Source organism: Pseudomonas sp. BP01 (assembly GCF_022760795.1).
In the GTDB taxonomy this organism is placed as follows: domain Bacteria; phylum Pseudomonadota; class Gammaproteobacteria; order Pseudomonadales; family Pseudomonadaceae; genus Aquipseudomonas; species Aquipseudomonas putida_Q.
Genome location: NZ_JAFBKA010000011.1, coordinates 84,739 through 108,239, shown reverse-complemented (window position 1 = coordinate 108,239; position 23,501 = coordinate 84,739). Strand labels below are relative to the sequence as shown.

Here is a 23,501-nt window from a genome sequence, read left to right as displayed (position 1 = left end):
TACTAGGCGAACATTTTGACAAACCAATGCTCTTTTATCCTGCTCAACCACCCCTTGCGCCGGTTTTTACTTGATTCACTCCCATATTTTGCATGATATCGCTGCACTGCCGCCTCCATTTCTCCCACGTACCTTTGAAAATCGTCGGCGGCATACTCCAAAAAGCGTTCGTCCATCAGGACACCGTCAAAAAAGTTGACCGACACCCCCACCCCCTCGGTTTTGCGAATGGCTGACAAGACCCTTTTTTCCCAAGTGTTCTTTCTACCAATACGCGTGCTTATTTCCCTGTAGCCCTTAGCGGTGCCGTCGCTGTGAGCCATTACGTTCCTGATAACAGTCAGATGATCCAGGTCTGTGATGCCTTTGCCACCAATGACCTTTTTCAGCATATCGTGGGCCTTTTCAATTGGCCCCATACCCTTGAGCTTTCCCTCAAACCCAGTGAGTTCAAGCATAAACTCCAGGCATTGACTCATACGGTGTTCGAACAACCCAAACATCGTAAGAAATGCTGAGCGTCGAGTGAGTTGGGCAATCATAAACTTGTGCGTCAATAACACTTCATCATGGTCATAATCGATAGAAGCGCCACATGAGTAGAAAGTCCGTTGCCGCACGTAGCTTTCACCGTACTGATCGTACGCTTCTTCTTCGTGCTCATGCTCCTTTATCAAATCTTCGGCTTCCTTGAGTGCAAGCGCCACATTTTTTTCTGCCTGCTCTGCGAGCATTCGCATGACAGAGATGGACTCGCTGAGGGCACACATATGAACACTGAAAATAAAGTCGAGTTTGGCCAAGTTGCCTCCCTGCAGGCTCATTTTGAAGACACACGATTTTCTGGGCAGATCTGCGATCTGCTCAGCGTACATAATCCATCCGCGCCTTGATATCCCAGCCTGAGCTGGCGCCCACATAGACGTCTGCGCATCAAATGCACGCCATGGATCTCCGAGGGCAGAGCTCTTGGCTTTCAGCTCTCAGGGGACTGATCAGACCCCCTCATGGCTTCCAACAGCACTTCAAGCGCATTGAGCAAGCGTCGATCTTCACGGGCATCCCCGGTTTCCGGCCTGTACGTTTGGCAGTGCCGCATCAAGGCATCAAAATCGTTGCGGTTGAGGTCAAACTCAATAAACATCTAAACCCACCATGTGTTCGCCTTTGCGATCGCCAGTATAAATGAGCAGGCTTCAGGAGAAATACGCGATCAGCACTTTGCCATCGACTTAGGCCTGTTGCTTGGAGCGGGCACCGGTTAGTTGATCCGACACCCACCATTGCTGATCTAGGCGCGGAAATCTGGGGGTATCGTATCAGCTGTCATGCCTATGCGGTGACTGCAGCAGTACGCCCCGAAGATCGACTGCTCAGACATCGAGCCTTTGCACTGAAACCAGGAGTTAAGCTTGGATATCCCAGTTCCATTCAACCTCGTAGTCAAGGCTGCCGATTGGATTTGGCAGCGAGTCACCAAAGCCTTGCTGTACAAAACCTATGCTGCGTCACATGAAAAATGGGCTATTCGCCACCGGCTAGGAGCGCGGTGGGATCCCTTGGGTAAGCACTTGGAGTATTCGGTACGCCTTGCACTGCCTACAGATCCGGAGCCAAGGATCTCGCGTTTGGCGCTGCGCGCAACCGGAGAGAGCCTTGCGAAAGTTGACTTGTATTTCGAGGCGATTGGAGCAGGCATTCGCTATCAGGAGAAAGTATCGGTATGCGATGTGGACACTCGCCCTATCGTCTGGAACCTCACGAATATCCCCGTCCAGGCATTCGTGGGCGGTAAGGAGTATGGCATTGCATTCTCGGTAGAGGAGATCCAGCTGCGGCAGTGTGTGATCCAGCAATCAACGGGGGCTGAGTTGCCTGCCCAGAATTCCGTCACGTCCTGCATGACCCAGAGTTGGCTCTTGAGCGATGAGTGGAGACTCCGCTGGGGAAATCGCTGGAATTGTAATGCGATCAAATTTGCCAAGAGCGAGATTGCTCTTTATTGGCGATTCAGGTTCGGCCTACCTACGTACCGCGTTTACACACCCTTCGCCTCCTCAAAACGGAAATTCAGCATGAGCCCTGTATTGCAGGCGCTGGGTCTGTTAATGGGCCTGCCGGCCTTGGTGAGGACGCAATTCTGGCTAGCCATTTGGTCTGGGCTCTGGGTGATGGACGAAGATGACAGGCTTTGCTTCCGGTGGCGGGATAGTAGGGTAGAGAGCGAGGCCCAGGACGGTTGACTCTGCGCTTTGAAGCCGCTGTTCGCACACAGCAAGGCAATGAGGTTCTTCGGGAAAGTGCTCGCGCTTTACCAGACAATCGTCTGCTGATGCCGATAGAGAACAGGATGGAAAAACTCACTAGAGGTGGCGCTAGGGTGATCAGGCCTAGTGTTCCTTTGATGGGCCGGATAGCATTTCATCATTGGAGGCTGGAACGCTCTGGGCTGACCTCGCCAACCGCAATGACTCGTGCTGAAGTGTTGTGTCAGTGCTCCGCACGCCCGCTCTGGGTGATTTTTGAGGAAGATGGGTAAGATGGATCCCTACAAGCGCGCTCACTATGTCAGCAGGCTAGCCAGTGAAATTGGCGCAATAGGCCAATCCTTCGAGGCCTTCGGGGGCTGGTGCTGACATTGGCATTGAATGTGCCGGTCAACACTCAAGGAATCAATTCCAGAGGCTTTCCCGTTGCAGGCGTGGTTGATGGAGTGTCCCCAGATGGCTTTCAAGCCGCTGAGTGCAGCAGGGGAAAGATTCGCTGAGCGGCGTCGTCGAGTAGCCTTCACCAAACTTTCATGGCATATAGCTACCGGGTAATCACCACCGCCGGCATCCATGTGATTGAAACCTGTTGCCATGTGGGGGCTGAATGCCTTCTGGAAAGACTGAGCCTGCAAAACTGAGGCCCTTCACTCACCAACACCTGATTGCCAGGGAGAGCCATGCAGCTACAGGACTTGCTTTCAAGAGGGTATTTCCCGATCCAGCTTCCAGTCGGATTCAGCACCACGCAGTTGGCGGAAAAAATCGAGGAGCTCCAAGCTTCCTGGGATGAGGCCCTGGACGGAAGAAGGCGCATACTTTCCCAATCTGAACGATTTTCGGTGGCGAGGTCGTCATACAGCAGACGTACCACCTCTATACCCAACCCGGTCAATTTCTATGGATTGGCCAAGGACATCTGCCGGTACTGGCCGAAAATCCAAGAGCATTTCGACAAGAGTGAAATCTCTCGAAGCATTCCTGGGACTGGAGGATCGCTGCGGGCGATTGAGCTGACGAAATTCACTGACCTGTACGAGGAGCGCGTGCGCCGCTCGGCGGGCGCACGGTATGCGCTGGTCACCGATATCTCGAGCTATTTTCCCACCATCTACACCCATACGATTCCGTGGGCCTTGCATACAAAGGCGCTAGCCAAGATCAACAGGGGCAAATCCGATCAGTTCTTCGGCAACACCCTGGATCAGCGCTGCATGGGTACGCAGGATGGGCAGACCATTGGGTTGCCGATTGGCCCGGATACGTCGCACATCATCGCCGAGATGATAGGCGTCGCGATTGACGATTCCATTCGAGACGCGCTGGGTGGCTGGCCTAAAGGCTTCCGCTATGTCGATGACTTCACCTTCTTTTTCAACACCAGGGAAGAGGCTGAACGCGCGCTGGCTGTCATCATCAAGTGCGTCAGCGCATTTGAACTGCAGATCAATGCATCCAAAACGAAGATTGTTGAAGTCCGCGAGCTCGTCCAGGAGTCCTGGAAATACACCCTCAAAAAGCTGGTTGTCTCACCGAAGCGCCGTCAGCAAAAAGACGACATCCACCACTATTTTGAGGTGCTGTTCTCGCTGGAGGCACGGTTCAAGGACGAAAGCTTGGTCAAGTATGGCTTGAAGCAGCTTTCGTCCACGATCATCAAAAAATCCAACTGGCCCATCGCCGAAGCCTACCTGCTCAAATGCGGGTATGGATTTCCCAACACACTTCAAGTGATCACCCAGATCCTGGTGACCTACCATCGCCATCAGTATGAATTGAACCGGGAAGCGCTGGGCGATTTCTGCAGGAACCTCCTCGGGTCGGCCTCTGCAGCGAACCATCACAGTGAGACGGCCTGGCTGCTATGGCTGTGCAAGGAGCTCGGGATCTCCCTAGAGGCTCCACTGGTACAGCAAGTGCTCCAGATGGAGAGCTCCGTTTGCTCGCTCATCGCACTGGATCTGAATCAGTCAGGCTTGGTGGCCGGCGAGCTCAATCTTGCCGATCTCGAGCCGTTGGCAACGGGGCAGGCGCTTGTAGGCAACAATTGGATGCTGGCTTATGAAGGCGGGCGCCGGCGTTGGCTTTCCAACCCGAACCTTGAATTCATCCAGGGAGAACCATGCTTCGCCGCAATGCTGGCGGCTGGCGTAGGCTTTTACAGTGAAGCGGCTCAGCTTCCGCCTATCTTCCAGCTTAAGCAATTAGCGCTCAACGACTTCGATTTCGACTCCGACGATGCCATCGAAGACGAGTTTGACTTCGATGACATGGATGAAGAGTACTTCGACTCCGCTGACCAGGGCGATGAGGATGAGGACGAGCCGGGGACGGCCGCGCGGCCATCTGGCGCCCAAGACCTGTTTGCAGCCGACGACTCCGATCCGAGCGGAGACTGGTAGCCGGGTGAGTAGGGCGCAGCTGGCGGTGGGTATCAGGCTCGTGCCGTCGACGCCCCAGGGCAGCACTCCGGGCGATTTTGGATGCACAACCGTCGGTACCGATGGCGCCTTGACCTCAGCATCCCACTGCTGGATTTACTGGCGTTACCAGGCCTAGCATCATGGCAGCCCCGACCTAGCAACCGTCGTGTGCTTTGGGGGGCTGCGCAGGAGTCGCAGACTACCTGTCATCTGCGGCTTCTCAAGCCCGCCTGATCCGTGCCAGCGGGCTCACGCCACGGGTGGTGCCCTGGAGCTTCCCGTAGTGCCATGTTAAGTTGGTTTTTTGAATGCATGGTCGCCGTTGGATCAATTCGACGCCGATCGACCAGCCGCTTGCAAGGAGTCGCCGTGACGCCAGGCAGACTGCCCGCACTTCTCACTGACGATGAATTTGCGGGCATGATGCGAGACTTCGACACTGCAGGCCACTGGATGCGGGAACAGTTGGCATTGAAGCGCGGAACCCCAAGCGCTGCAGGTCAGAAGCAACCCAGCGCTGGGGAATCGCAAATGGCAGCAGACGCTCACCCAGCAATCGACCATAATCACAGCTCGACGCAGCCACATGCCCGGCGTGAGGCATAGCCAAAGCGGAGCGCGCGCTCACATGAGTACTTTGTCCCCTGATCAACACGACCGTTACCTAGATGTGCTCGAAGCAGCTAAGAGCTTGTATAGTGGCGATCTTGATGCGGCAATGCGCTGGATGTCTCACCCAGTCAAAGCGTTTGATGGCAAAGCTCCCGCCAGCATGGTCACAACCAGGCTGGAGACTGACACGGTGGTAGAGTTCATCAGGCGCTTAGAGCATGGGATTGTCGCCTGAGTGACCTCGAGGCGGGCCCTTTTGCCCGCAATACTCTTGTGGGCCTGGGCTTGGCGGTCTTCAAGGGTATACCCCAACGCTCAGCCTGGGTCGACCACCCGATCGATAGGCCAATCTATCTCGATTACGGACGAGGGTAACCACCAGATTGCCGCAAATGTCGCTCGATATTTTTCAATCGACGTCTCTCTATCTTGTCTTGCATTGACGCAAACGCACGCTTTTTGTTAAAGGCTCGCCTCTGGTTAAACTCTTCAGAGGGCTTCTCAGAAGGCCACCCGCCGTTGATGGTCAGCAAATGCAGCCCGCAAGAGCCCTCGGCCTGCCATAAGTTTGGCACACCGTCGTCCTCCCCCCTAAGCTGGTTAGCTCTGAGGTAGCTCTTATAACCCAAAGCATTCGCAATCAGATCGTGTGCAGCATTCAGTTTGATGTTACCGCCAGATGCCCTTGTGAGACCGACGATCTTTTTTCCCCACCTCTTCATGCTGTCAATCGTTAGGCTAGGGCGCATATGGCAATGAAGGATCAGCTCGGAGACTTTCTGGCCGTTGCAAACAGGCTGCTCGTCCTGCATGTGGGCATCATCTTTCTGAAATGCTATCGGATATGGCTGTGAGTCCATGCAAAGTGCTTTGCCGGATCGCCCTTCGTTCTCTGAAGTGACTGTGTCAATTGTATCTGTCACTGAGTAGTCCTCGCTTTCAAGATTCAGCAAGTTTTACTTCCGAGTTCCGGCATGTCAATCGGCCCACCCAAGTCAATAATATTTATGGGTGCCCGTGAATTTCAAGAAATATTAATTTAATCTTGATTCCCTCTGGAGGCCGCGCTGCCGCTGGGCTGCAGGCGCGACTGCAGAGTTCTGAAGGCTTTCACCGTTCGACTAATTAAATAAATATTGAGACCTCGGACTTCAATGGAGCTGTATGTAACACCAGTAAAAATCGCCAATTTAATTAATGCTCGTCGATTAATGCGCCAAGAAAAGATGTAACATTATGTGACAATTGGGTTAGGGCGCTTATTGGTTCATCTCATTTATTTTCGACGCAACAAGTAACGTTTTAACCATTAATTGATCTGTTCATCGCCCTTGAGTGAGGGGCGGTGTCTCCAATCATCTTGGATTGGAGATGAGAACAGAATGATCGTCTATGCCTCCACTCGAGCTAGGCCGAAATCCCCATGCCCGAGAACGGCTTCTAGTCCTCGCTGACCCTGCGTGCCAGCGATGCCAAAAGCGGGGCTCCATTCAACATCGATAGCAAAAGGCCTCCCTGAGGGTGGCATAGAGCATAGGCCCTGCCGTGATGCTGATACCTAGTCGTATGGCTGTTATCTCGTGGATGTCGGAGAAGCTCTGCAGCGCCTAGGACTCTGCCTCTAGAGGCGTTGTAGAGGCGTGCTAGGTGATGCCTCGGCCATGGCACAGTGGAGCAGGGGTGAAAGCTGTTTGAACCTCGTAGGCGCGCTAGACGAAATATCTGGGGTATGCTTCTGGAACATTGATTTCTTGACTGGCGTCCTGGGCTAATGGAGTAGTGAGAGACAATGAGTTTTCAATCGCACACGGATTGCCCAGACGCCCAACCGCTCCCAGCCCATTCCCAGCGTGACCTCGCGGCCTCAATGCCAGCCAGGCATCCACGCGCCTGTCCAAATCTCATGTCCCGTCATCGCGACGCTCAAGCCGCTCCTTTGATTTTTTGCGTGTTGCATCATGCAAAGCGGACTCACCACTTTTGACTTATCGAGAAGGAAGCATTCATGAGTAAGCCTTTCAAAGACCGCATTCATGCCATGAATCAGATGTATAAGCTGCCGATCAACAGCGCTCCGACGCTTCTCGCCGATCCTGCGGACAAGCTCAGGAAGTTCAAAAACACACTGATGGCTGAAGTCCATGAGATCGATGAAATCGTCGAGAAGATCGAGAAAGGTGAAGCCGAGATCGATATCAAGGTTGCCATAGCCGACCTGCTGGGTGATGTGATGGTTTACTGCCGGTCTGAGGCCCTGAAATACGGGTTGCCATTGGAGGACGTCCTGGACGTCATCATGGACAGCAACGAAAGCAAACTGGGAGCAGATGGAAAGCCGATCTACGACGAGAACGGGAAGTTCCTCAAAGGCCCGAATTACTGGAAGCCAGAGCCCAGGATCAAAACCTTGCTTCTTGGCGCTGGGGACAAAGCGGACGCTTGATTGGAGAGACAGGCTTGAAACCTATCAACCTTGGCAAGACGCGTACGCTCAAAGACATCGAAGCGGCCATTCGCAAGATCTGCGACAGCCAGGGTGAGAGGTTTCTCATTCAGGCAGACATGCTCAGTGCGCGGCATGGCGCCATGCATGATGCCGCACGCCTGCAACTGATCGTTACCCTTGCCCGGCAGCAGTTACAGAGCGACTACCTTGATTTCAACCCGCAAGCCGATGCTCAAGCGTTGCTGCACAACCTCGCTAACTGTTCGCCAGGTATTGCTGCCTTACGCCTTTCCAAGGGTATCCGGCTCGGCGAGCAGACATTCAATCGGCGAGAGGTCTTTCAGGAGTCGGTCGAACGAATGCAGGCCATGGATGCCGGCAGGTACGAGGACGTCGTCAACGGCCGAGTCGTCGATCTGATCTGTGTTGCAGGATCGAAGGTTCAGCACCTGCGACCGCTTTTTAGCGCGGAAGGCAAGGTGAAGCCTGCGTCTGAAATGACCACTGAGATGCGCAGACTCATTGACTTCGTCAACAAGCAGAGCGGGCGTACCAGTGTTCCGGATTCTCTCCTCGAAAGCTTGGGCTTGCTCTGTTCTGAGCTTGTATCCAACACCCAGGAACACGCGACTTCAGACCATTTGGGCCACCCGTATTTCGCCCACGTAGAAGGCGTCATGGTCGGCTGGAAGCGACTTGAGGACGAGATTTTCGCGGAAGACTTTGACGGTAGTGAGGACTTGCGCCGTTACTGGCAGCGAGAGTCGTCCACCACCGACAACAACAAGACCAGCCTGCGCGCATTGCACATCAGCTTCTTCGACTCAGGCCCCGGATTCGCCTCCAGGTTTAGCGGCAGGGCGGTGCAAGAGATGTCGCTCCAGGAGGAGCGAGACTACCTGCTCAAATGCCTGCAGCCACGCCACTCCAGCAAGACTCTGGACGCTGCGGGCATCGGCCTGCCTGCCATCCTGAACGAGCTTCGCAAGGTAGGCGGATTGATCCGTATCCGTTCCGGGCGGCTGTGCATCTACAACCAATTCGAAGAGAACGACCAGTACCGTCATCCTGACGATTTCAGGGATTGGGACACCACCGATTTGGCGCCCGTTGCAGGCGCTGTTGTCACCATCATGATTCCATTGAGGGGCATGTAATGGAGCGTTTCTATCAATGGATGTCCGCTGTCAGCGACCCCAGTGGCAGTCATGAAGCGTTGGTCGTCTGCTACAACGATTCCGAGCTCTCGGTTCAGTATGTCTTCACTGACATCGAGGTGGCTCTCAAGGCCCAGCGGCATCTACCTGACTGCGTCTACATCCTGGGGACGTCTGATCAGCTATCCGTGTTCAAGAGCGGTTGGGCTGATGACCAATACCGCCTGGCCAACCTCCTGAAGCGTGGCGAGAAAAACTCGCGTGTATGTGTCCATGAATACGTGTTCCTGGAGTGGAATGGCGCAAGCTTCAACCCCCATGTGCTGGGCGGCAAAGAGCTTGTGTATCGCCATGATCCGAGCGCTCTCTTGAGAGAGGGTTTGAGAACGCTGATCGAAAAGAACAACGTGATTCATGCAGCGCCATCCGCGCACTCCTTCAAGCACCCCTCCGGCACACTAAACAACGTGTTCATCCAGACCAGGGAACTGGCAAGCGATGAGGCCGAGGTGTGTGTGGTCGGGTATGCAATTGCACTCAAGTACGGTGCCAGGCTGCGCCAGGCTGGCAAGGTGTACATCGACACCATGGGCATCTATGCATTCGTGAAAAATGCGCTCGCTCGCCTGGATAGCAAGGCCGAAGTCATGAGCTTCCACTCCTACGAACGGCTCAAGACCATCTACCCGCCGGAAGGTGAGTATTTCTGCGTGGTATCAGCCTCTACATCTGGCGGTATGACCAAGCAGATGGGGGAGCAGGGGTTCGCAGAGGAGTGCGTAGCCACACTGATCGATCGCACGGCGGATGGCCGATACGGAGGTGTGCTGGTCGCCCTGGACGACGTTGACTATCCACTGCCAGTCAAGGCTGAGGAAGGCTGTACGCTGATCGAGATCATTGGAGAGAACTTCTCGGCGAAATCCAAGCCACCCAAGTCGATCACGATATCCTTGAAGCATGACCCGAAGCGGCTGGCCAAATTCCACAAGTACTTCGGTATGGGAGGAATTGATGGATTCAACAAGTCGAGCAAGCCTCGCAAGCTGTTGACGCTCAATCCTGATCTGTTGCTGGCGGACGCTGCCTTCAGAGCATGGCTGGCCGCTGAAATTGACTGGTCGGTCTCCATGGCGACAAACCTGATCGTCTACGCCGACGATGGCGGGTCGAAGAAACTTGGCGAGGTGGCCCATGAGATTCTCTGCGAGAAATGGGGCGCGACCAAGCCAATCCAATGCGTGCCTTACAGCGAGCTTGACCAAGTTGAGTTCAAAACCGTCTCCGGGGTGCTGGTCGCGACAGTGGTTGCGCGCGATGGCGGCATCCTGAGAGAAATCAGTCGTGATCTGCGGGCCTACATGGATGCGACCGTGCCGCGCAGGTTCCTTGCACCGATCGGGATTCCACAGAGCGCGAGAGCCTGGACGCTTCTCAAAACTTTCCTGATGAAGAACCCCACGCCCCGGGAGTATGGCTTCTCTAACTGGCTGTGCCTGCCCATCGGAGATGACGGAAAAGAAAACGCCTGGAGTCGGCTGACCAAGGTTGTCTCTGCCGGGCAGGTCGATGACGTCGGCTTCACGCCTGCAGTCTCGGACGAGGTTCGTCATCAGGCTCTTGATGAGGCCGCTGAACTGATTGAGGAGCACAAGCACAGCTTCCTGCCAAAACATAATGGCAACGCGCTCGCCCTATCCGATGGTTTTTTGTTCTTCGACCCCTCAAGTAATGTGGGCAAGGACTGCCAAAACGTACCGCAAAGCACGGTGTTCTTTACGATTGCTGCCGTCCTCCAGTTCGCTCGGGAGCACGAAAATCATGAGCTGCGCCTGCAACCGACGGGGTATGAATCCGTGGTGTTATCACCGGAGTGCTTCCTCCGGTTTAACGACAACGTCCTGCAGGCGTCATTCCTCCGGGCGTGTCTCCCTTCAGAGCTTGATTACTCAGCAAGCCCGGAATTGAGCAAGCTGATGGAGGAGTTCATCGCCAAGGTATTCGCCCGCTGGGAGCGGACTTACGGCGATGCCGCCTTGGAGTTTGCCGCTGCACTGGCTACCGGTACGCTGAAACTCACGCAGGAAGACGCCCGGGCACTGCTCGAGGAGGCTATCGAAAACCGTAAGGACAAGGCCTCCAGCCTGCTGGGATTGCTCCTGCTGAGCCTACGGGCGCTGTTCCCTGCCTCCGAAGGGTAGAGCAGAGGCTGTAAACCAATTTTTTATACTGTTAACCGCTGTGGTTTACAGTGCAAAAAGTTGGTTTACAGCTATCTGTGTGAGGCGACAGTGACTAGAAGACGCCATTAAAATCTAAGGTTTACCTTAGTTTTTGCAGACTTCTGAGCGGTTGGGGTGAGAATCTAAGCTCTAGCTTAGTTTTTGCCTAGCTGTGCAAACCGCTGGCGCTTGTGCGGAAAAGGGCAAAGGCAAGGGCAGGGTACCTGGTGCGGGCGTGGTCGACCGAATACTGTATATGTATACAGCTTTATCTGTAGCCCCGAGAATCTGCCACCGGATGACCTGATTAAGGATGTCGAGCATGGAGGGTGGTCGCGGGTGGAAAATGGCCACAGGCGTCGTGCCACGGGCTTTTGAGGCTCATCAGGAACTGATGAGCAGAGCCGCCCGCTGCGCCTCAATTCTATTGTGCGAACTGGAGGGGATTTCGAGGCGGTTGGCCTACGAATCTCACGATTTCAAACTCTAAGTGATCAGGTTCGCCCTTGGGGAGATTGGCCAGCTACGCTTGAACACGGTCTTCCCAACCGGCTTCGGAGAAACGCGTGTCGGGCCAGAAGTTGTGGGCTCCGCCAGCAATCAGTTGCTTGGCAAGCTCTCGCTCGCGCGTACCGATCAAGCACCAAGCCACGAAGAATCTCTCATCCCAGTTAGCAGAGCATAATAGATGTATTGGGGCGTCAGTTCCGATGCTCAGTTGATCAACTTCGCGGTCTCGAAACAAAACATTCCGTTCAACCCGACTCAACTAATCGTATCGCCTGACGAGGTCTGAGGCTAGATAGCACTCGCCAATGTCATGCTCGAGTGTGTCCATCAATGTCCAATCAGGCGGCGTAGCAGATGTGTAGTGAGCATGGTCGCAATTGACTTAGTTTATCTGATCGAGACTGAGTTTTTAGCCTGGCACAGGTAGGGTCTCCATGGGATACCTATGCTGCCCTGTGCGTATTGAGCTTGCCCTTTCATTATAGTGACGCAAGAGCAGGGCAGCGCAGTATTAGCCTCTGTCTCGCGTTCCTAAGTGTTTGACTGAGCGCGCTCGCTCTTGATCATGTGAGTGGTAGTAGGTGTTTTGAGTTGTCGCCAGGTTGGAATGCCTTAGATCGTACTGGAGATCCTTCGCGTTTCTGAACGGCGCATCAAAGGTCGCCGAGGTATGACGTAGCCAGTGCGATGATGCTACGCGCAGGCTGTCCATTTCATAAGGCTCACGTCCTTCTGCACGCATTCTGACGAGCGCTTGGTCAAAAACGGTTTGGAGGAGGGCGCGCACCTGTCGATCCGAGAGGCCTGCGCGACCACTCAGCGTTTTCAGAAGCGGAGTTTTCTCCTGATAAGTAGGCAATGGACTCAGTCCAATGAAGGTACGGTACCTTGTGAGATACTTCGTTACATACTCATCACGCACTGCGATTTTTCCGGACTTGTTGCCCTTACCCACAACATGGAACCACCAGTTTCCATCAGCATCCAGACGAAAATCTCCCATGGTGGGTTGCCAATTGGTACGCCCAACGATATCCGATATGCGCAAATACATGCTGAACATCGTAACGAGCACGAATAGGGTGCGCTCATGTTTCCTAGGATCAGCAGCGGCCATGGATTCTGCAGTGTCAATCACATAATCCCATTGCAAAGGGGGCAACGCCCGAGAAGTGCTGGATTCTAGTTGAGATGAACTATACTGCCCCTTTTTAGTAACCTTGCGGAACGGATTCGAAGTAGCGACTTCTTCTTCCACTAGATATTCATAAAAGCCGCTTGCAATCTTGAATACATTGCTCATGCTGCCGGTTGATGAGTGATATTCGGTCGACGAATTGCCCCCAGCACTTTCACCCAGGCTGCGATTTTGTTTCGGGGCGCGCAGTGTGAAAGGCTTCCATTTGGGGTTGGCCGCTAATTCCAGATCCGGTGGCTGATCAGCACTACTTAAAGCATTTTCTAAAATGAACCGATTACGAATGACTGGCCCAACCCAAGTGGCTGGTGGGTGCTTGCAAAACTCAAGATACGCTTCGGCATCAAGCCGTTTCAACTCGTGCACAGGCTTCTGGCGCACGATCAGCGCCCAGAGAAATAGCCGCTCAACGTGGCCTCGGTACGTGCTGTATGTAAGCGCGTTGTCGGCATAACACCTCAGATAACCCCTGATAGCCAGGAACCCTGGGATGGCTTTGAGTTCGGGAGCAAAGCCTTCCAAGAATCGCTCGACGCTCGTGATTGATGGCCGGCCTACAGTGAAATCCTGATCCACGAAATCACTGTGAGATTCAAAAATTGGCCGGGGAGTGCAGGTCATCTTACTTACCGTAATGGGCTGGCATGCGTCAGTAATTGAAACTTCCTAATCTGGCTGTTTTAGGAAGTTTTCACTTCCTGCACCGTCCGCTTCAATCACTCACTTCAATCGACTGGCCATAGTTAATGGGAATTCCCGGATAGTAGCGCCAAGTTTGGCCGGCCGCAACCTTGGCAAATTTTTAGCCCATCGACACCATCCGTCAGTGACTATCATGCTTGCTTGACATATGACAAGAAACTCACTAGGCCATATTCGGAGTTATGGATCTACCCAGCTGCGTCATATATGAGCAATTTGCATCTGGCAGCGTCAGGCATTTGTGGTGCCGAGCCACTCAGATAAATCTCGGTTTATAAGAATATTGTTGTTTTAGCTTCAGTGGCCACCTTCGGGTGCAGGACTTAAGGAACTATGCGAATGTCACTGGCGTGAAGTGGCAATATAGGTATAAATAAGCTTCGTCACTCCAATGTCCATTTCGCCCCCGAAAGTGTCCACATTACAAGCTTATTCATACGAAAGTGTCCGCATTATTGTCGTGCAAGTCGATTTCGGAAAGTGTCCGCATTGACCGCAAATTACACCAAAGGCAGCAAAATCAGGGATCCCGCCTGGTGGTTGCTCAGGGCGGGCTTTGGAAAGTGTCCGCATTATCGTCGCGTTCGCAGGAAAACGGCTCGGAGAATCGTTCGTGGATGGGCTGTGCGAAAGCTTTACTGCTAAGCGGTTTCCAGAGAGCTCAATTCCAAGATCGAGATCGTGGAAACCGTTGTGAGGCCCGGAGCCCGTGGCTTGGAGCGCTTGTCTGCTTGGCGTTGCGTCTCTTTGCGGGCCACAGGGTGCTTGTATTTCACATGGGAACTGTGGCTCGTTGAGCGTTGTAAATTCGGAAAGTGTTCTGATTATGGGGTTCGGCGTGAGCCCAGGAAAGTGTCCGTATTAGGTGCAAAAAAACCTGGAGGCGCTGGATTTACTGGCTTGCAGGGGTGATTTTGCAAATCCCGCAGATTATTCCAGTGTCCAGATAGCGCAGAAAACCGGAGCAACGGTTCAAACGAGCGTTTTTTGACGAGACCCAATGGATTCAAGGGTTTGCGGAAGGCACTCAGAGGCATATGTGTCCGCATTTCTGAGGTTTTCCGGCGTTCGGAAGCAACCCCAAGACGCTGGAGGCCTTGTGGGCTTTGGGTTGCGGGGGTTATAGGGGTAGGAGTGTCCGTGATTCGCGACGGTTACATCTCATTTTCTTAGACCAGTCACAGCAATGGACAACAATGAACCGTATCAATGAGCCATAGGTCATTTAACATAATATGCATTATCCGAACATTTGTATTTCGTCACTGCGCCGTGAGTGCCCAGATGTTGAGCTGCACAAACCCCTGATTCATCGAACCCGGTCCTTCCGTTGATCCAGGTTAAGGTTGGTTCAAGTCGCCTTGGTTAAAATGCGGGCTCCGCACCCTCACGGGGAATCTGGCATGACCATTATCGTAACCGGTGCCGCAGGATTCATCGGCAGCAATCTCGTTCAAGCGCTCAACCAGCGCAACGAAACCGACATCATCGCCGTCGACGACCTGACCGATGGCGACAAATTCCGTAACCTGGCCGACAGTGAAATTGCCGATTACCTGGACAAGGACGATTTTCTCGATCGCTTTGCTCGCGGTGAGTTTGGCAAGGTGCGTGCTGTGCTGCACCAAGGCGCGTGTTCAAGCACCGTCGAGGCTGATGGTCGTTTCATGATGGACAACAACTACCGGTTCAGCCGTGAGTTGCTGGCGTCTGCTCAGCAGCAACAGGTCCCGCTTTTATATGCATCATCGGCAGCTGTCTACGGCGCCGGGCAGGATTTTCGCGAACAACGTGAGTGTGAGCGCCCGCTAAACGTCTATGGCTATTCCAAGTTCCTGTTCGATCAACAGGTACGCCGGCAGTTGATGACAGCGCGCAGCCAGGTCGTCGGGTTGCGTTATTTCAACGTCTACGGCCCACATGAACAGCACAAAGGTGCGATGGCGTCAGTGGCCCTGCATTGCTTCAACCAGTATCAGTCCCATGGCAAAGTCAGCCTGTTTGGCAGTTATGGGGACTATCCCAGCGGTGGCCATCTGCGTGATTTCGTTGCGGTGGATGATGTGGTCAAGGTCAACATGTTCTTCCTTGATCACCCACAGTTGAGCGGTATCTTCAATGTCGGTAGCGGGCGCGCCGAGTCGTTTAATGACGTCGCCCTGGCGGTGGTCAATCGGCTGCGCGGGTACCAGCATCAACCCCCATTGTCCTTGGAGATCGCCTTGCTGGAAGGCATTCTGGAATACAGCGAATTCCCTGAGCATTTGCGTGGCAAGTACCAGTGTTACACCTGTGCCGATCTGGAACGCTTGCGCGCTGCAGGCTACGAGGCGGCGACATTGACCGTCGAACAAGGTGTGGGCCTTTACTGTGACAGGTTGCAAGGCACTCAGGCCCCTGCACTTGAGCTAGCCAGGCAGGCGACGGCTGCTTGATGCGCCCTTTTATTCACCTCGCCACCTGCCTGTTTGGTTGCTTCTGAATATAACTACGCTAAATGACTATTATTGGTACCATGTAAAAATGTACTAAGTCGGCGAAGGTGAGCGTGGTGCGGTGGACGGGCAGCGCCTAGGGAGCATACTGAGCAGGCTCAAGAGCTACCCGTTGTCACCCAAGCCACGGCAATCGAATACGGGCTACCTGGCATCTCTCACACACCCAAATCAGCTTTACTTGGTGGTATTCCGATCAATTTTCAATGCATATGCTTCATTAACTAGTTCTTCTAAAACAGCTGAGAGCCACATCTGAAACTTGCTAAGTTCTATGTCAGGTCCAATTGCATTAGACGCTGCATAGATGGTTCTTGCATTGACTAGTTGCGAGACGCGCAGCTCGCACTCATCCGAAAATAACCGTCCGGAAAGAGTCCGGTATGCGTAACCACTCAGTTCGTCATCTTGATGGGCGATCGTAGCTGCTTGAAATTCCAGTATAGCTTCGAGTTCCCAGTGGTTAGTCTTTGTCATACTCGGTGGAATCGCGATTTGCAGCCCGACTACAGCGAGCGTTGCCGAGGGGGCGTCTAGCTCATGGAGTAAACCTAGGACGTCCTGCCCTTTTTCTAATATTCGAACGCCGATCACCTCATCATGTGCGTGTAGATTCAGCACGCACGCGATAAAAAAAGGTGTGCGTGAATCGGCATCCAGAACCTCGGAGAATGTGTTTAGGGTTACCCGTAGCCCAGCCATATCATGCCTCCTTGAAAAATGAACACTATAGATTGTAGCCCTATAGGGCTCAGCAAGGCTTCATACTTCCTTTTGTGGATAAGAAACGCAAATGGAATTCAAGCTAGCCCTCGCCCAAGCGCTGCGTAGCATCAGAACCAGTCGCGGGCTCACCCAAGAAGATCTGGGAGACGTTAGTAGCCGTACCTACGTAAGCATCCTCGAGCGAGGCCTTAAAAGCCCTACCCTTGAGAAACTGGTGGACCTCGCAGTTCGCATGGACGTCCATCCTCTCAGCCTACTCACTGAGGCCTTTTTGCTTACAGGTAAAGAATCAGACATAGAGGAGCTATTCGCCCGGGTGCGCCAAGACCTGGACAGTCTTGAAGATTGACCCGGGATAGGGACTAAGCGCCCATGTAATATCCGATAACGGCTAGACCTGGATATTGCGCAAGGGGACATTTCGATGCATCCTGAACGGTCTCCTGTGACCGGCATCATGAAAAATATGCGATTGGCTCCTATTCCCTTGTTCGACACCTTCTCGCGGTTCACTGAGCTCAATTTCTTAGGGGTAAGTGCTGAACGGCCCGTAGTCCTTGACTATCTGAGACAATTTGCGCCTGAGCGCGGTGCTATTGACAGCTACCTCATCGTTCGAAGCTTCTTAAAATCTTACGCTGGCAATGAGGCTACTTTCATTTCGTTTCGCACTCATGCTGAACGCCTTTTATTATGGTCTCTACTTTTAGCCCAAAAACCGATAATAGACCTCAGGCGCTCGGACGCTGAGAAATTTATGGAATTTTGCTTACACCCCCCTCCTTCTTGGGTCGGCCCAGTTGTGAAATCAAGGTTTGTAAGGCTCGGAGGGAGGAAACGTCTAGATTCGGACGAGTATGTGATAAATGATCGATGGCGTCCGTTTAGTAACACCATTCCCAAGCGCGAGCGGAAAATTTCTTCAGAAAATTTTGCAGATCTACGTGACCGTCCCTACCAAATGGCGCAAGGATCTGTAGCGCAGGTTTTCGCGGTGTGTGGGAGTTTTTTTCAGCACGCCATGGACGAAGGGTTTACGGAGTCCAATCCATTTCGAGCCATCAAGCAAAAGTCAGTCTATAAGCAGCGTAATACTCTGGATGCTAGCGCGCGCTCGCTCTCGGAGCTACAGTGGAGCTTTGTTATCGACTGTGCCGAGCAGATGGCAGCTGAGAATTCAGATTATGAGCGCACCCTTTTTTTAGTTGCGACAGTCTTTTCAATGTACTTGCGGGTGTCCGATTTAGTGGGTCGCGAAAACTGGCGCCCTACAATGGGGGACTTTCGCAGAGACTCTTCTGGTAATTGGTGGTTTCACGTCGTAGGGAAAGGCAATAAAGCTGCAAAAATTAGTGTCCGAGATGACTACATAAGCGATTATTTGATTCGCTACCGCAAACATTTAGGCTTGCCTCCCCTACCCTCTGCTCAGGAAAAGACGCCGGTAATTAGCACTCTCAAAGGTCGCGGCGGCTTGTCAGATAGGCATATCCGAAAACTAATTCAAGAGGTGTTTGATCGAGCTCTGCAGCGGATGCAGAACGAAGCGTGGACTGATGATGAAATTGATGCTCTTCGTTCAGCCTCTCTCCATTGGCTTCGACACACATCAGCTACTTTTGATGCGCCATACAGAGATATGAAAGATTTGCAAGCGGATCTAAGGCATAACAGCTTAAGCACTACGCAAAATATTTACTATAATAGTTTAGATGAACAGCGAGCTTTTTCTGCTAAACGCCTCAAGGTGCGTAAATGACTACCCATTGCCAATGAAGCTCGCCTGCGGATGGCCCGATTCCCGGGCTTTTGCTCCTTGCTCTAAATAACATTATTAGAGCCGCGCGATCACGCTTTACGCGAGATCGCCTGCTCATTAGCTCTGAGCTTCGATGCGTAATTCCAGTTGTTGGATTCGTTTGTATGTTTCATAAAGTGAAATCATGTCGCCCTGCGCCATGACCTCCAATGGAGACCGACTTTCAAAAAAAGCGTTATTGTTGGGCAATCCTGGAAAACCGTAAACGTTCGTAGGGTTCTCGAATATGCTTCGTAGGGAGGCGTGGATATTTAGTACGAGGCTGACCCGCTGTTGCTGATCTTGATCCAGCTTTCGCGGAGATGCCGGCGCCCGCACTGCGCGCCGATAAGTAGCATAAGAGATCCGCAGAATGGAGCAGATTTGAGCAGTCGTCGCCTGCCAACCATCCAAAATGCGCAGGGCCACCTTCAAACCCACTGCAGTCTTGGCAGTTGAAAGCGCTGGTTGTTTTGGCATTTGCATTGGCTCCCACCTTGCGAATTGCCCCCTATGGTACATGTTTAGTGGTGTTTCAGCAGTCAATCAATGAGGACACAGCGGGCATGATCTCAAACCAAATCGATTGATATCTCTTCTGGGCGCCTCCCTCACTGAAACTGCTTGAGCGTAGCGATAAGCCTCACCGCGCCGTCATCGCCGGTTAGGCCCTCTACAGTGTTGAGGCTTTGCCTGCTACGGCAGCTAGGAGGCACAATCAGACCAGGCCCTCACGTAACCCTTTTTGTGGCCTAGTGACCGGTCGGAGGAACGGTCGAAATGAGCGCAATCAACGGCTCGGGTTCCGCAGTCGACCATGCTTGGTCATGTATGTCACTCAGCGCGCGCTGCGTTAGAACCGCTCGAAAGGCTTGTGTAGCTTGGTCATAGATAGACACGTAAAAACCTCCGTCAATCGCACGAGAAACCTGGCGGTGCCAATAGAACTTACCTCCTCCATACACTTCTCCTTCCACGAGGAGGATGTCGTATAGCTGCGCAATGTATCCAAAGAGCACGTTCTGTGAGATATCGCGAAGCGCCAAGGAATGACGATTGCTTGCCGATCGCCAAACCTGATTGCACGCTGTGTGTCGGTTAGTGGGTTTCGGGCTGAGAGCGAGCAAGACTTTGATGTAATACGCGACTGATGATTGGGCATCGTCCACCAGCGCGATCTCGAACTCATCGGTCCCGATCGAATTCGAATCATGGTCAACACGGATTAATCGGTATCCAGTCTCAGCGCTATACCCCATCTGCTCACCAATATCACGCACCCCATCAGCTCCCGTAAGAGCGGCATAAAGCGCGGCATTGTCTGCCGTGCGGGTTAGTCGCTCAGAAAGCACATCGGAGAGAACAGCAGAAAGGGTCATGGCGGGTTCTCTGGGAAACTAGTGACCAACAACGCTATAGGATGCTCCAGGGGTTTACAAGCGTTCGCGACGAGCAGAGTACTGGGGCATGAACTCAGCAGTTTGAGCGAAGAGGACTTGAAAAGGTTGCGTGGGTACATGGGCTCGAGTGCACCGGCAGAGCTTTATGCTCGGTGATTTCATGTTGCCTCCGCTCATTCGCACCTTAAGATTGTGAACTGGTTTTCCTGCTCTCTGCATCTTCGACATTACAACCCGATTCCAGTCTGACGAGTCAATGACTGATCATCCAGGGCCGCCCCGCGACTCTACCCTTCAGCGCATGGGGATTTGTCTTACTAGGCTCAACCTTTTTGCTGGGGCCGCAGCAGGCGCAGCTGCTGGGATGACGCCGACCTGCTTGATACTCGTCAACGGTTTTCGGCGCATGGCTACTGCGTTCATTAATGGCCATGGCCTTGCGCGTGTGGCCCGCCATTGTAGCCAGTCCCGGCGCGGACAAAATCACCCGCATGCTAGAGGCGCCGCAGTCAGGGCAGTCGCAGGGCATGGCACTCTCAGCCATGGGGCGTAAAGCAGTAAAGTCGCCGCAGTAAGGGCACTCGTATTCATACATGGGCATGGAAGCTTCCTCGCATTAATTTCATCCAGAGGCGCGCCTACTGATTGTTCTACCAAGCAGGCGTGCCATAAGCTTCGTTTAGTCTATTTATCGGGCGCGATCGGCAGGTCGATGCTTCCGTCGATGAATTTCGTCGGGCCAGCGGTGCTTGGGTTGATATCGGACTTGAAGATTTCCGTCGGCAGCCACAATGTTGCGCAGGCGTTCGGAATGTCGACTACGCCACTGATGTGCCCTTGATCTGGCGCTGAACCGAGCAGCGCATAGCCTTGAGCCGGCGAGTACCCGAACTTGGTCATGTAGTTGATTGCATTCAGACACGCCTGACGGTAGGCCACGTTGACGTCCAGGTAATGTTGCTGCCCGGCCTCGTCTACCGAGATCCCTTCAAAAATCAGGTAGTTGTTGTAGTTCGGTACGATGGGGCTGGGTTTGAACACAGGATTCTTGATACCGTACTTGGCCATGCCACCCTTGATCAGCTCGACACGCATGTGCACCCAGCCGGCCATTTCAATCGCGCCGCAGAAGGTAATTTCACCATCGCCTTGGCTGAAATGAAGATCTCCTACAGACAGCCCGGCGCCATCAACATAGACCGGGAAGAATACCTTCGAGCCTCGTGACAGATCCTTGATGTCACAGTTACCTCCATGCTCACGCGGAGGCACGGTGCGAGCGCCAGTTGCAGCCGCCATATCCCGATCAGGACCCTTGAATTTGCCCATGTGTGCCGTTTTTGCAAACGGTGGGTTTGCCAGTGGTGGCACACGACCTGGCTCAGTGTCGATCAACTCCTGTTCGCGACGGTTCCACTCAGCCAGCATCTTGTGATCCGGCAGACAGCCGATCAACCCGGGATGGATCAAGCCAGCAAACTCGACACCAGGAATGTGTCGCGAACTGGTCATCATGCCCTTGAAGTCCCAGATCGCCTTCTGGGCCGAAGGAAAATGATCGGTGAGGAACCCTCCCCCATTCTGCTTCGAGAAGAAGCCGTTGAACCCCCATTGCGAGTCCGCCCGCGCGCCAATGTCCAGCAACTCCACGACCAGCAAATCACCGGACTCCGCACCGTGGACACCTACTGGACCTGACAGGTAGTGCACGGTCGAAAGATCAACATCGCGAACGTCGCTGGCGTCAACATTCTTCTGGATCGCGCCGGCAGTCCAGTCATAGGTTTCGAGGATGAAATCGTCGCCTGGTTTGACCCAGCACGCCATCGGGATGTCTGGGTGCCAGCGGTTATGAACCTGCTCGTTTTCGGTGGCAGGTTGGTTGAGGTCTACTTTGATCAGGACTTCGGTCATGTGTGTTCTCCTTGGTTTATAGATAATCTGGAGACCATTGCCCTTATCACGGGCAAGCGCTCCCCATCAGGCGCCGCTGCGAACGCCTGTGGCTGATGCTTGAGTCAACTAAGTCTCGGTCTATACGGACAGATAACGACTGATCGTCGCCTCATCGACATTGGCCCTTGTTTCCTCGATCACAAACCGGCCCTTTTCAATCACCAGAAACCGGTCGGCGATTTCTAAGGTGAAGGACAGCACCTGCTCCGAAACCACGATGGTCAAGTTGCGTAGCGTGCGGATCTCCTTGAGGCTGCGAGCAATGTCCTTGATGATCGAGGGCTGAATGCCTTCGGTGGGCTCGTCCAACAGCAGTACTTTTGGGTTGGTCGCCAAGGCTCGGGCGATTGCCAGCTGCTGTTGCTGCCCCCCCGAGAGGTTGCCGCCGCGTCGACCACGCATGTCGAATAAAACCGGGAACAATGCATAGAGATCTTCTGGCACCCTGCCCTTGGCAGACGCTGGAAGCCCGGTCTGGATGTTTTCCAAGACAGTCATCGATGGAAAAATCATGCGCCCTTGGGGTACGTAGGCCATGCCCTGCTCTACCCGCGAGTGCGTCTCCATGGCCGACACCTCAACACCATCGACCTGCACTTGGCAGCGCCACTGCGGCAACACGCCCATCAGGCTCTTGAACAGAGTAGTTTTGCCCATGCCATTACGACCCATGACCGCGACAATTTCCTGCTTTCGTACATTGAGGTCGAGGTCGTGGAGGATATCGCCATCAATGGATAGGCCGGACGGCCACCGTCACCCTTCGGGTAATGCGGCTCGATCAAGGCAATCAATCCTTTCCACGGCACCACCTGATCCATCTCAATCAGGAACAGTTCTCTACGGGTCTGCTTACGCTTGCCGGCGTACTCGGCGTCGGCGAAGGTCATCTGCTTCATCGGGAAACTCGGGCAACGGGACCGGCGTATTCCATCAGATTTTGGAAGGCTTCTTCAGAGTTTCCCTAGGGTAAGGTCAGAAACGCCACCAGTTGAACCGCGGCATTGCTTGCTACACTCTTCCTACGCTTGGACCTGCTGATTTCCAACTGTAGGTCAACACACATCATGCGAACGTGCGGGAACACACCCTCAATTGAAGCTGACCACGTGTCACCCGAATCCAGGTCACCCAGATCATTCAGTCCTCCCCAGATCAAGAAGATATCTTCCCGGTTTAACTGGGTTGAGCGATTCGCTTTGCCGGTGGGCCACGCAGCTTTGCTGCCCTTCGATAATGCTCATCAGACTGCAATCCCCAAGCCGTAGGCGAGTAGCCAAGCCTCGCCTCCCGATTGCGCTCGTAGGCGACGATGGTAGCTTTCAGGTAATCGTTGGTGATGACCGTGGTCTAATCTGAGGTCGAGAGCTGCTCGAACAATTGTTGGGCTTCAGCCCGTCCAAGCCAAGGCCATTCCGACTGAGATTCGCAACGCCGACAATCAGGTTCCCTTCACCAACGATCACTCTTCGTTCGGCGACTTACTAACGCAGAGTGCGAAGCAATGGCCAAGGCGATAGACATGGATGGCAGCCACGAATGGCGGCTAGTGAGCTAGCGCGTTACGGATCGATATGGGTCAGTCACGA

At 53.6% G+C, this 23,501-nt stretch carries 19 protein-coding genes and 1 pseudogene; 9 read left to right on the top strand and 11 right to left on the bottom strand.

Going from position 1 to position 23,501, the window contains the following annotated elements; all coding sequences use genetic code 11:
• Window positions 1–2: 2 nt before the first annotated feature.
• Together JOY50_RS12260 and JOY50_RS12255 are read right to left on the bottom strand one after the other, a co-directional pair.
• Window positions 3–803: a hypothetical protein gene (locus JOY50_RS12260; protein ID WP_176417814.1), complete on the bottom strand. Its 801-nt coding sequence runs from the start codon at window positions 801–803 to the stop codon at window positions 3–5.
• A 173-nt stretch (window positions 804–976) separates the two neighbouring features.
• Window positions 977–1,144, bottom strand: a complete 168-nt coding sequence (locus JOY50_RS12255; protein WP_243055252.1) for a hypothetical protein — start codon at window positions 1,142–1,144, stop codon at window positions 977–979.
• A 268-nt stretch (window positions 1,145–1,412) separates the two neighbouring features.
• Here JOY50_RS12255 and JOY50_RS12250 point away from each other — a divergent pair, with 268 nt between their 5' ends.
• The 3 genes from JOY50_RS12250 (at window position 1,413) to JOY50_RS12240 (ending at window position 5,537) form a co-directional block, all read left to right on the top strand.
• The gene (locus JOY50_RS12250) at window positions 1,413–2,243 is read left to right on the top strand and encodes a hypothetical protein (RefSeq protein WP_176417812.1); all 831 of its coding nucleotides are present in this window, start codon (window positions 1,413–1,415) and stop codon (window positions 2,241–2,243) included.
• 704 nt (window positions 2,244–2,947) lie between these two features.
• Window positions 2,948–4,669: an RNA-directed DNA polymerase gene (locus JOY50_RS12245; RefSeq protein ID WP_243055251.1), complete on the top strand. Its 1,722-nt coding sequence runs from the start codon at window positions 2,948–2,950 to the stop codon at window positions 4,667–4,669.
• Window positions 4,670–5,318: 649 nt separating this feature from the next.
• Window positions 5,319–5,537 carry an MbcA/ParS/Xre antitoxin family protein gene (locus JOY50_RS12240; protein WP_243055250.1) on the top strand — a complete coding sequence of 73 codons (219 nt, stop codon included), beginning with the start codon at window positions 5,319–5,321 and terminating at the stop codon, window positions 5,535–5,537.
• A gap of 124 nt (window positions 5,538–5,661) precedes the next feature.
• Here the strand turns inward: JOY50_RS12240 and JOY50_RS12235 are convergent, their stop codons facing one another.
• The gene (locus JOY50_RS12235; RefSeq protein WP_243055249.1) at window positions 5,662–6,255 is read right to left on the bottom strand and encodes a hypothetical protein; all 594 of its coding nucleotides are present in this window, start codon (window positions 6,253–6,255) and stop codon (window positions 5,662–5,664) included.
• A gap of 1,052 nt (window positions 6,256–7,307) precedes the next feature.
• On the opposite strand from JOY50_RS12235, the gene JOY50_RS12230 reads away from it, so the two are divergent.
• Genes JOY50_RS12230 through JOY50_RS12220 form a run of 3 tightly spaced genes read left to right on the top strand, consistent with a single transcriptional unit; the run spans window position 7,308 to window position 11,106 of the window.
• Window positions 7,308–7,745 carry a MazG nucleotide pyrophosphohydrolase domain-containing protein gene (locus JOY50_RS12230; RefSeq protein WP_243055248.1) on the top strand — a complete coding sequence of 146 codons (438 nt, stop codon included), beginning with the start codon at window positions 7,308–7,310 and terminating at the stop codon, window positions 7,743–7,745.
• The gene (locus JOY50_RS12225; protein ID WP_310738022.1) at window positions 7,742–8,905 is read left to right on the top strand and encodes a hypothetical protein; all 1,164 of its coding nucleotides are present in this window, start codon (window positions 7,742–7,744) and stop codon (window positions 8,903–8,905) included. Before JOY50_RS12230 ends, JOY50_RS12225 begins: the two co-directional genes overlap by 4 nt.
• Entirely contained in the window at window positions 8,905–11,106 is a 2,202-nt protein-coding gene (locus JOY50_RS12220) for a hypothetical protein (protein WP_243055246.1), read from the top strand. The genes JOY50_RS12225 and JOY50_RS12220 overlap by 1 nt, the downstream gene beginning before the upstream one ends.
• 1,042 nt (window positions 11,107–12,148) lie before the next feature.
• Here the strand turns inward: JOY50_RS12220 and JOY50_RS12215 are convergent.
• Complete coding sequence (locus tag JOY50_RS12215; protein WP_243055245.1) at window positions 12,149–13,456, bottom strand: site-specific integrase; 1,308 nt, start codon at window positions 13,454–13,456, stop codon at window positions 12,149–12,151.
• 1,484 nt (window positions 13,457–14,940) lie between these two features.
• Between JOY50_RS12215 and rfaD the strand changes: the two genes are divergently transcribed.
• The gene (gene rfaD, locus JOY50_RS12210; RefSeq protein ID WP_132845538.1) at window positions 14,941–15,972 is read left to right on the top strand and encodes an ADP-glyceromanno-heptose 6-epimerase; all 1,032 of its coding nucleotides are present in this window, start codon (window positions 14,941–14,943) and stop codon (window positions 15,970–15,972) included.
• Window positions 15,973–16,209: 237 nt separating this feature from the next.
• On the opposite strand, the gene JOY50_RS12205 is transcribed toward rfaD, so the two are convergent.
• On the bottom strand, window positions 16,210–16,734 hold the full coding sequence (locus JOY50_RS12205; protein WP_243055244.1) for a hypothetical protein: 525 nt from the start codon (window positions 16,732–16,734) through the stop codon (window positions 16,210–16,212).
• 91 nt (window positions 16,735–16,825) lie between these two features.
• Between JOY50_RS12205 and JOY50_RS12200 the strand changes: the two genes are divergently transcribed.
• Window positions 16,826–17,107: a helix-turn-helix domain-containing protein gene (locus JOY50_RS12200; RefSeq protein WP_243055243.1), complete on the top strand. Its 282-nt coding sequence runs from the start codon at window positions 16,826–16,828 to the stop codon at window positions 17,105–17,107.
• A 117-nt stretch (window positions 17,108–17,224) separates the two neighbouring features.
• Window positions 17,225–18,517 (top strand): site-specific integrase, encoded by a 1,293-nt coding sequence (locus JOY50_RS12195; RefSeq protein ID WP_243055305.1) that lies wholly within the window; start codon window positions 17,225–17,227, stop codon window positions 18,515–18,517.
• Between the two features lie 117 nt (window positions 18,518–18,634).
• On the opposite strand, the gene JOY50_RS12190 is transcribed toward JOY50_RS12195, so the two are convergent.
• The 6 genes and pseudogenes from JOY50_RS12190 to JOY50_RS12165 form a co-directional block, all read right to left on the bottom strand.
• Window positions 18,635–19,036 carry an antitoxin Xre-like helix-turn-helix domain-containing protein gene (locus JOY50_RS12190; protein WP_243055304.1) on the bottom strand — a complete coding sequence of 134 codons (402 nt, stop codon included), beginning with the start codon at window positions 19,034–19,036 and terminating at the stop codon, window positions 18,635–18,637.
• A gap of 272 nt (window positions 19,037–19,308) precedes the next feature.
• Window positions 19,309–19,935: a hypothetical protein gene (locus JOY50_RS12185; RefSeq protein ID WP_243055242.1), complete on the bottom strand. Its 627-nt coding sequence runs from the start codon at window positions 19,933–19,935 to the stop codon at window positions 19,309–19,311.
• A gap of 274 nt (window positions 19,936–20,209) precedes the next feature.
• Window positions 20,210–20,557: a zinc ribbon domain-containing protein gene (locus tag JOY50_RS12180; RefSeq protein ID WP_243055241.1), complete on the bottom strand. Its 348-nt coding sequence runs from the start codon at window positions 20,555–20,557 to the stop codon at window positions 20,210–20,212.
• An 83-nt stretch (window positions 20,558–20,640) separates the two neighbouring features.
• Window positions 20,641–21,870 (bottom strand): formamidase, encoded by a 1,230-nt coding sequence (fmdA, locus tag JOY50_RS12175; RefSeq protein WP_243055240.1) that lies wholly within the window; start codon window positions 21,868–21,870, stop codon window positions 20,641–20,643.
• 120 nt (window positions 21,871–21,990) lie between these two features.
• Window positions 21,991–22,647 carry an urea ABC transporter ATP-binding subunit UrtE gene (urtE, locus tag JOY50_RS12170; RefSeq protein WP_243055303.1) on the bottom strand — a complete coding sequence of 219 codons (657 nt, stop codon included), beginning with the start codon at window positions 22,645–22,647 and terminating at the stop codon, window positions 21,991–21,993.
• Window positions 22,635–22,811 (bottom strand): annotated as a pseudogene (locus tag JOY50_RS12165) (IS5/IS1182 family transposase); the annotation flags it as partial. The gene urtE and the pseudogene JOY50_RS12165, both read right to left, overlap by 13 nt.
• Between the last annotated feature and the right edge of the window lie 690 nt (window positions 22,812–23,501).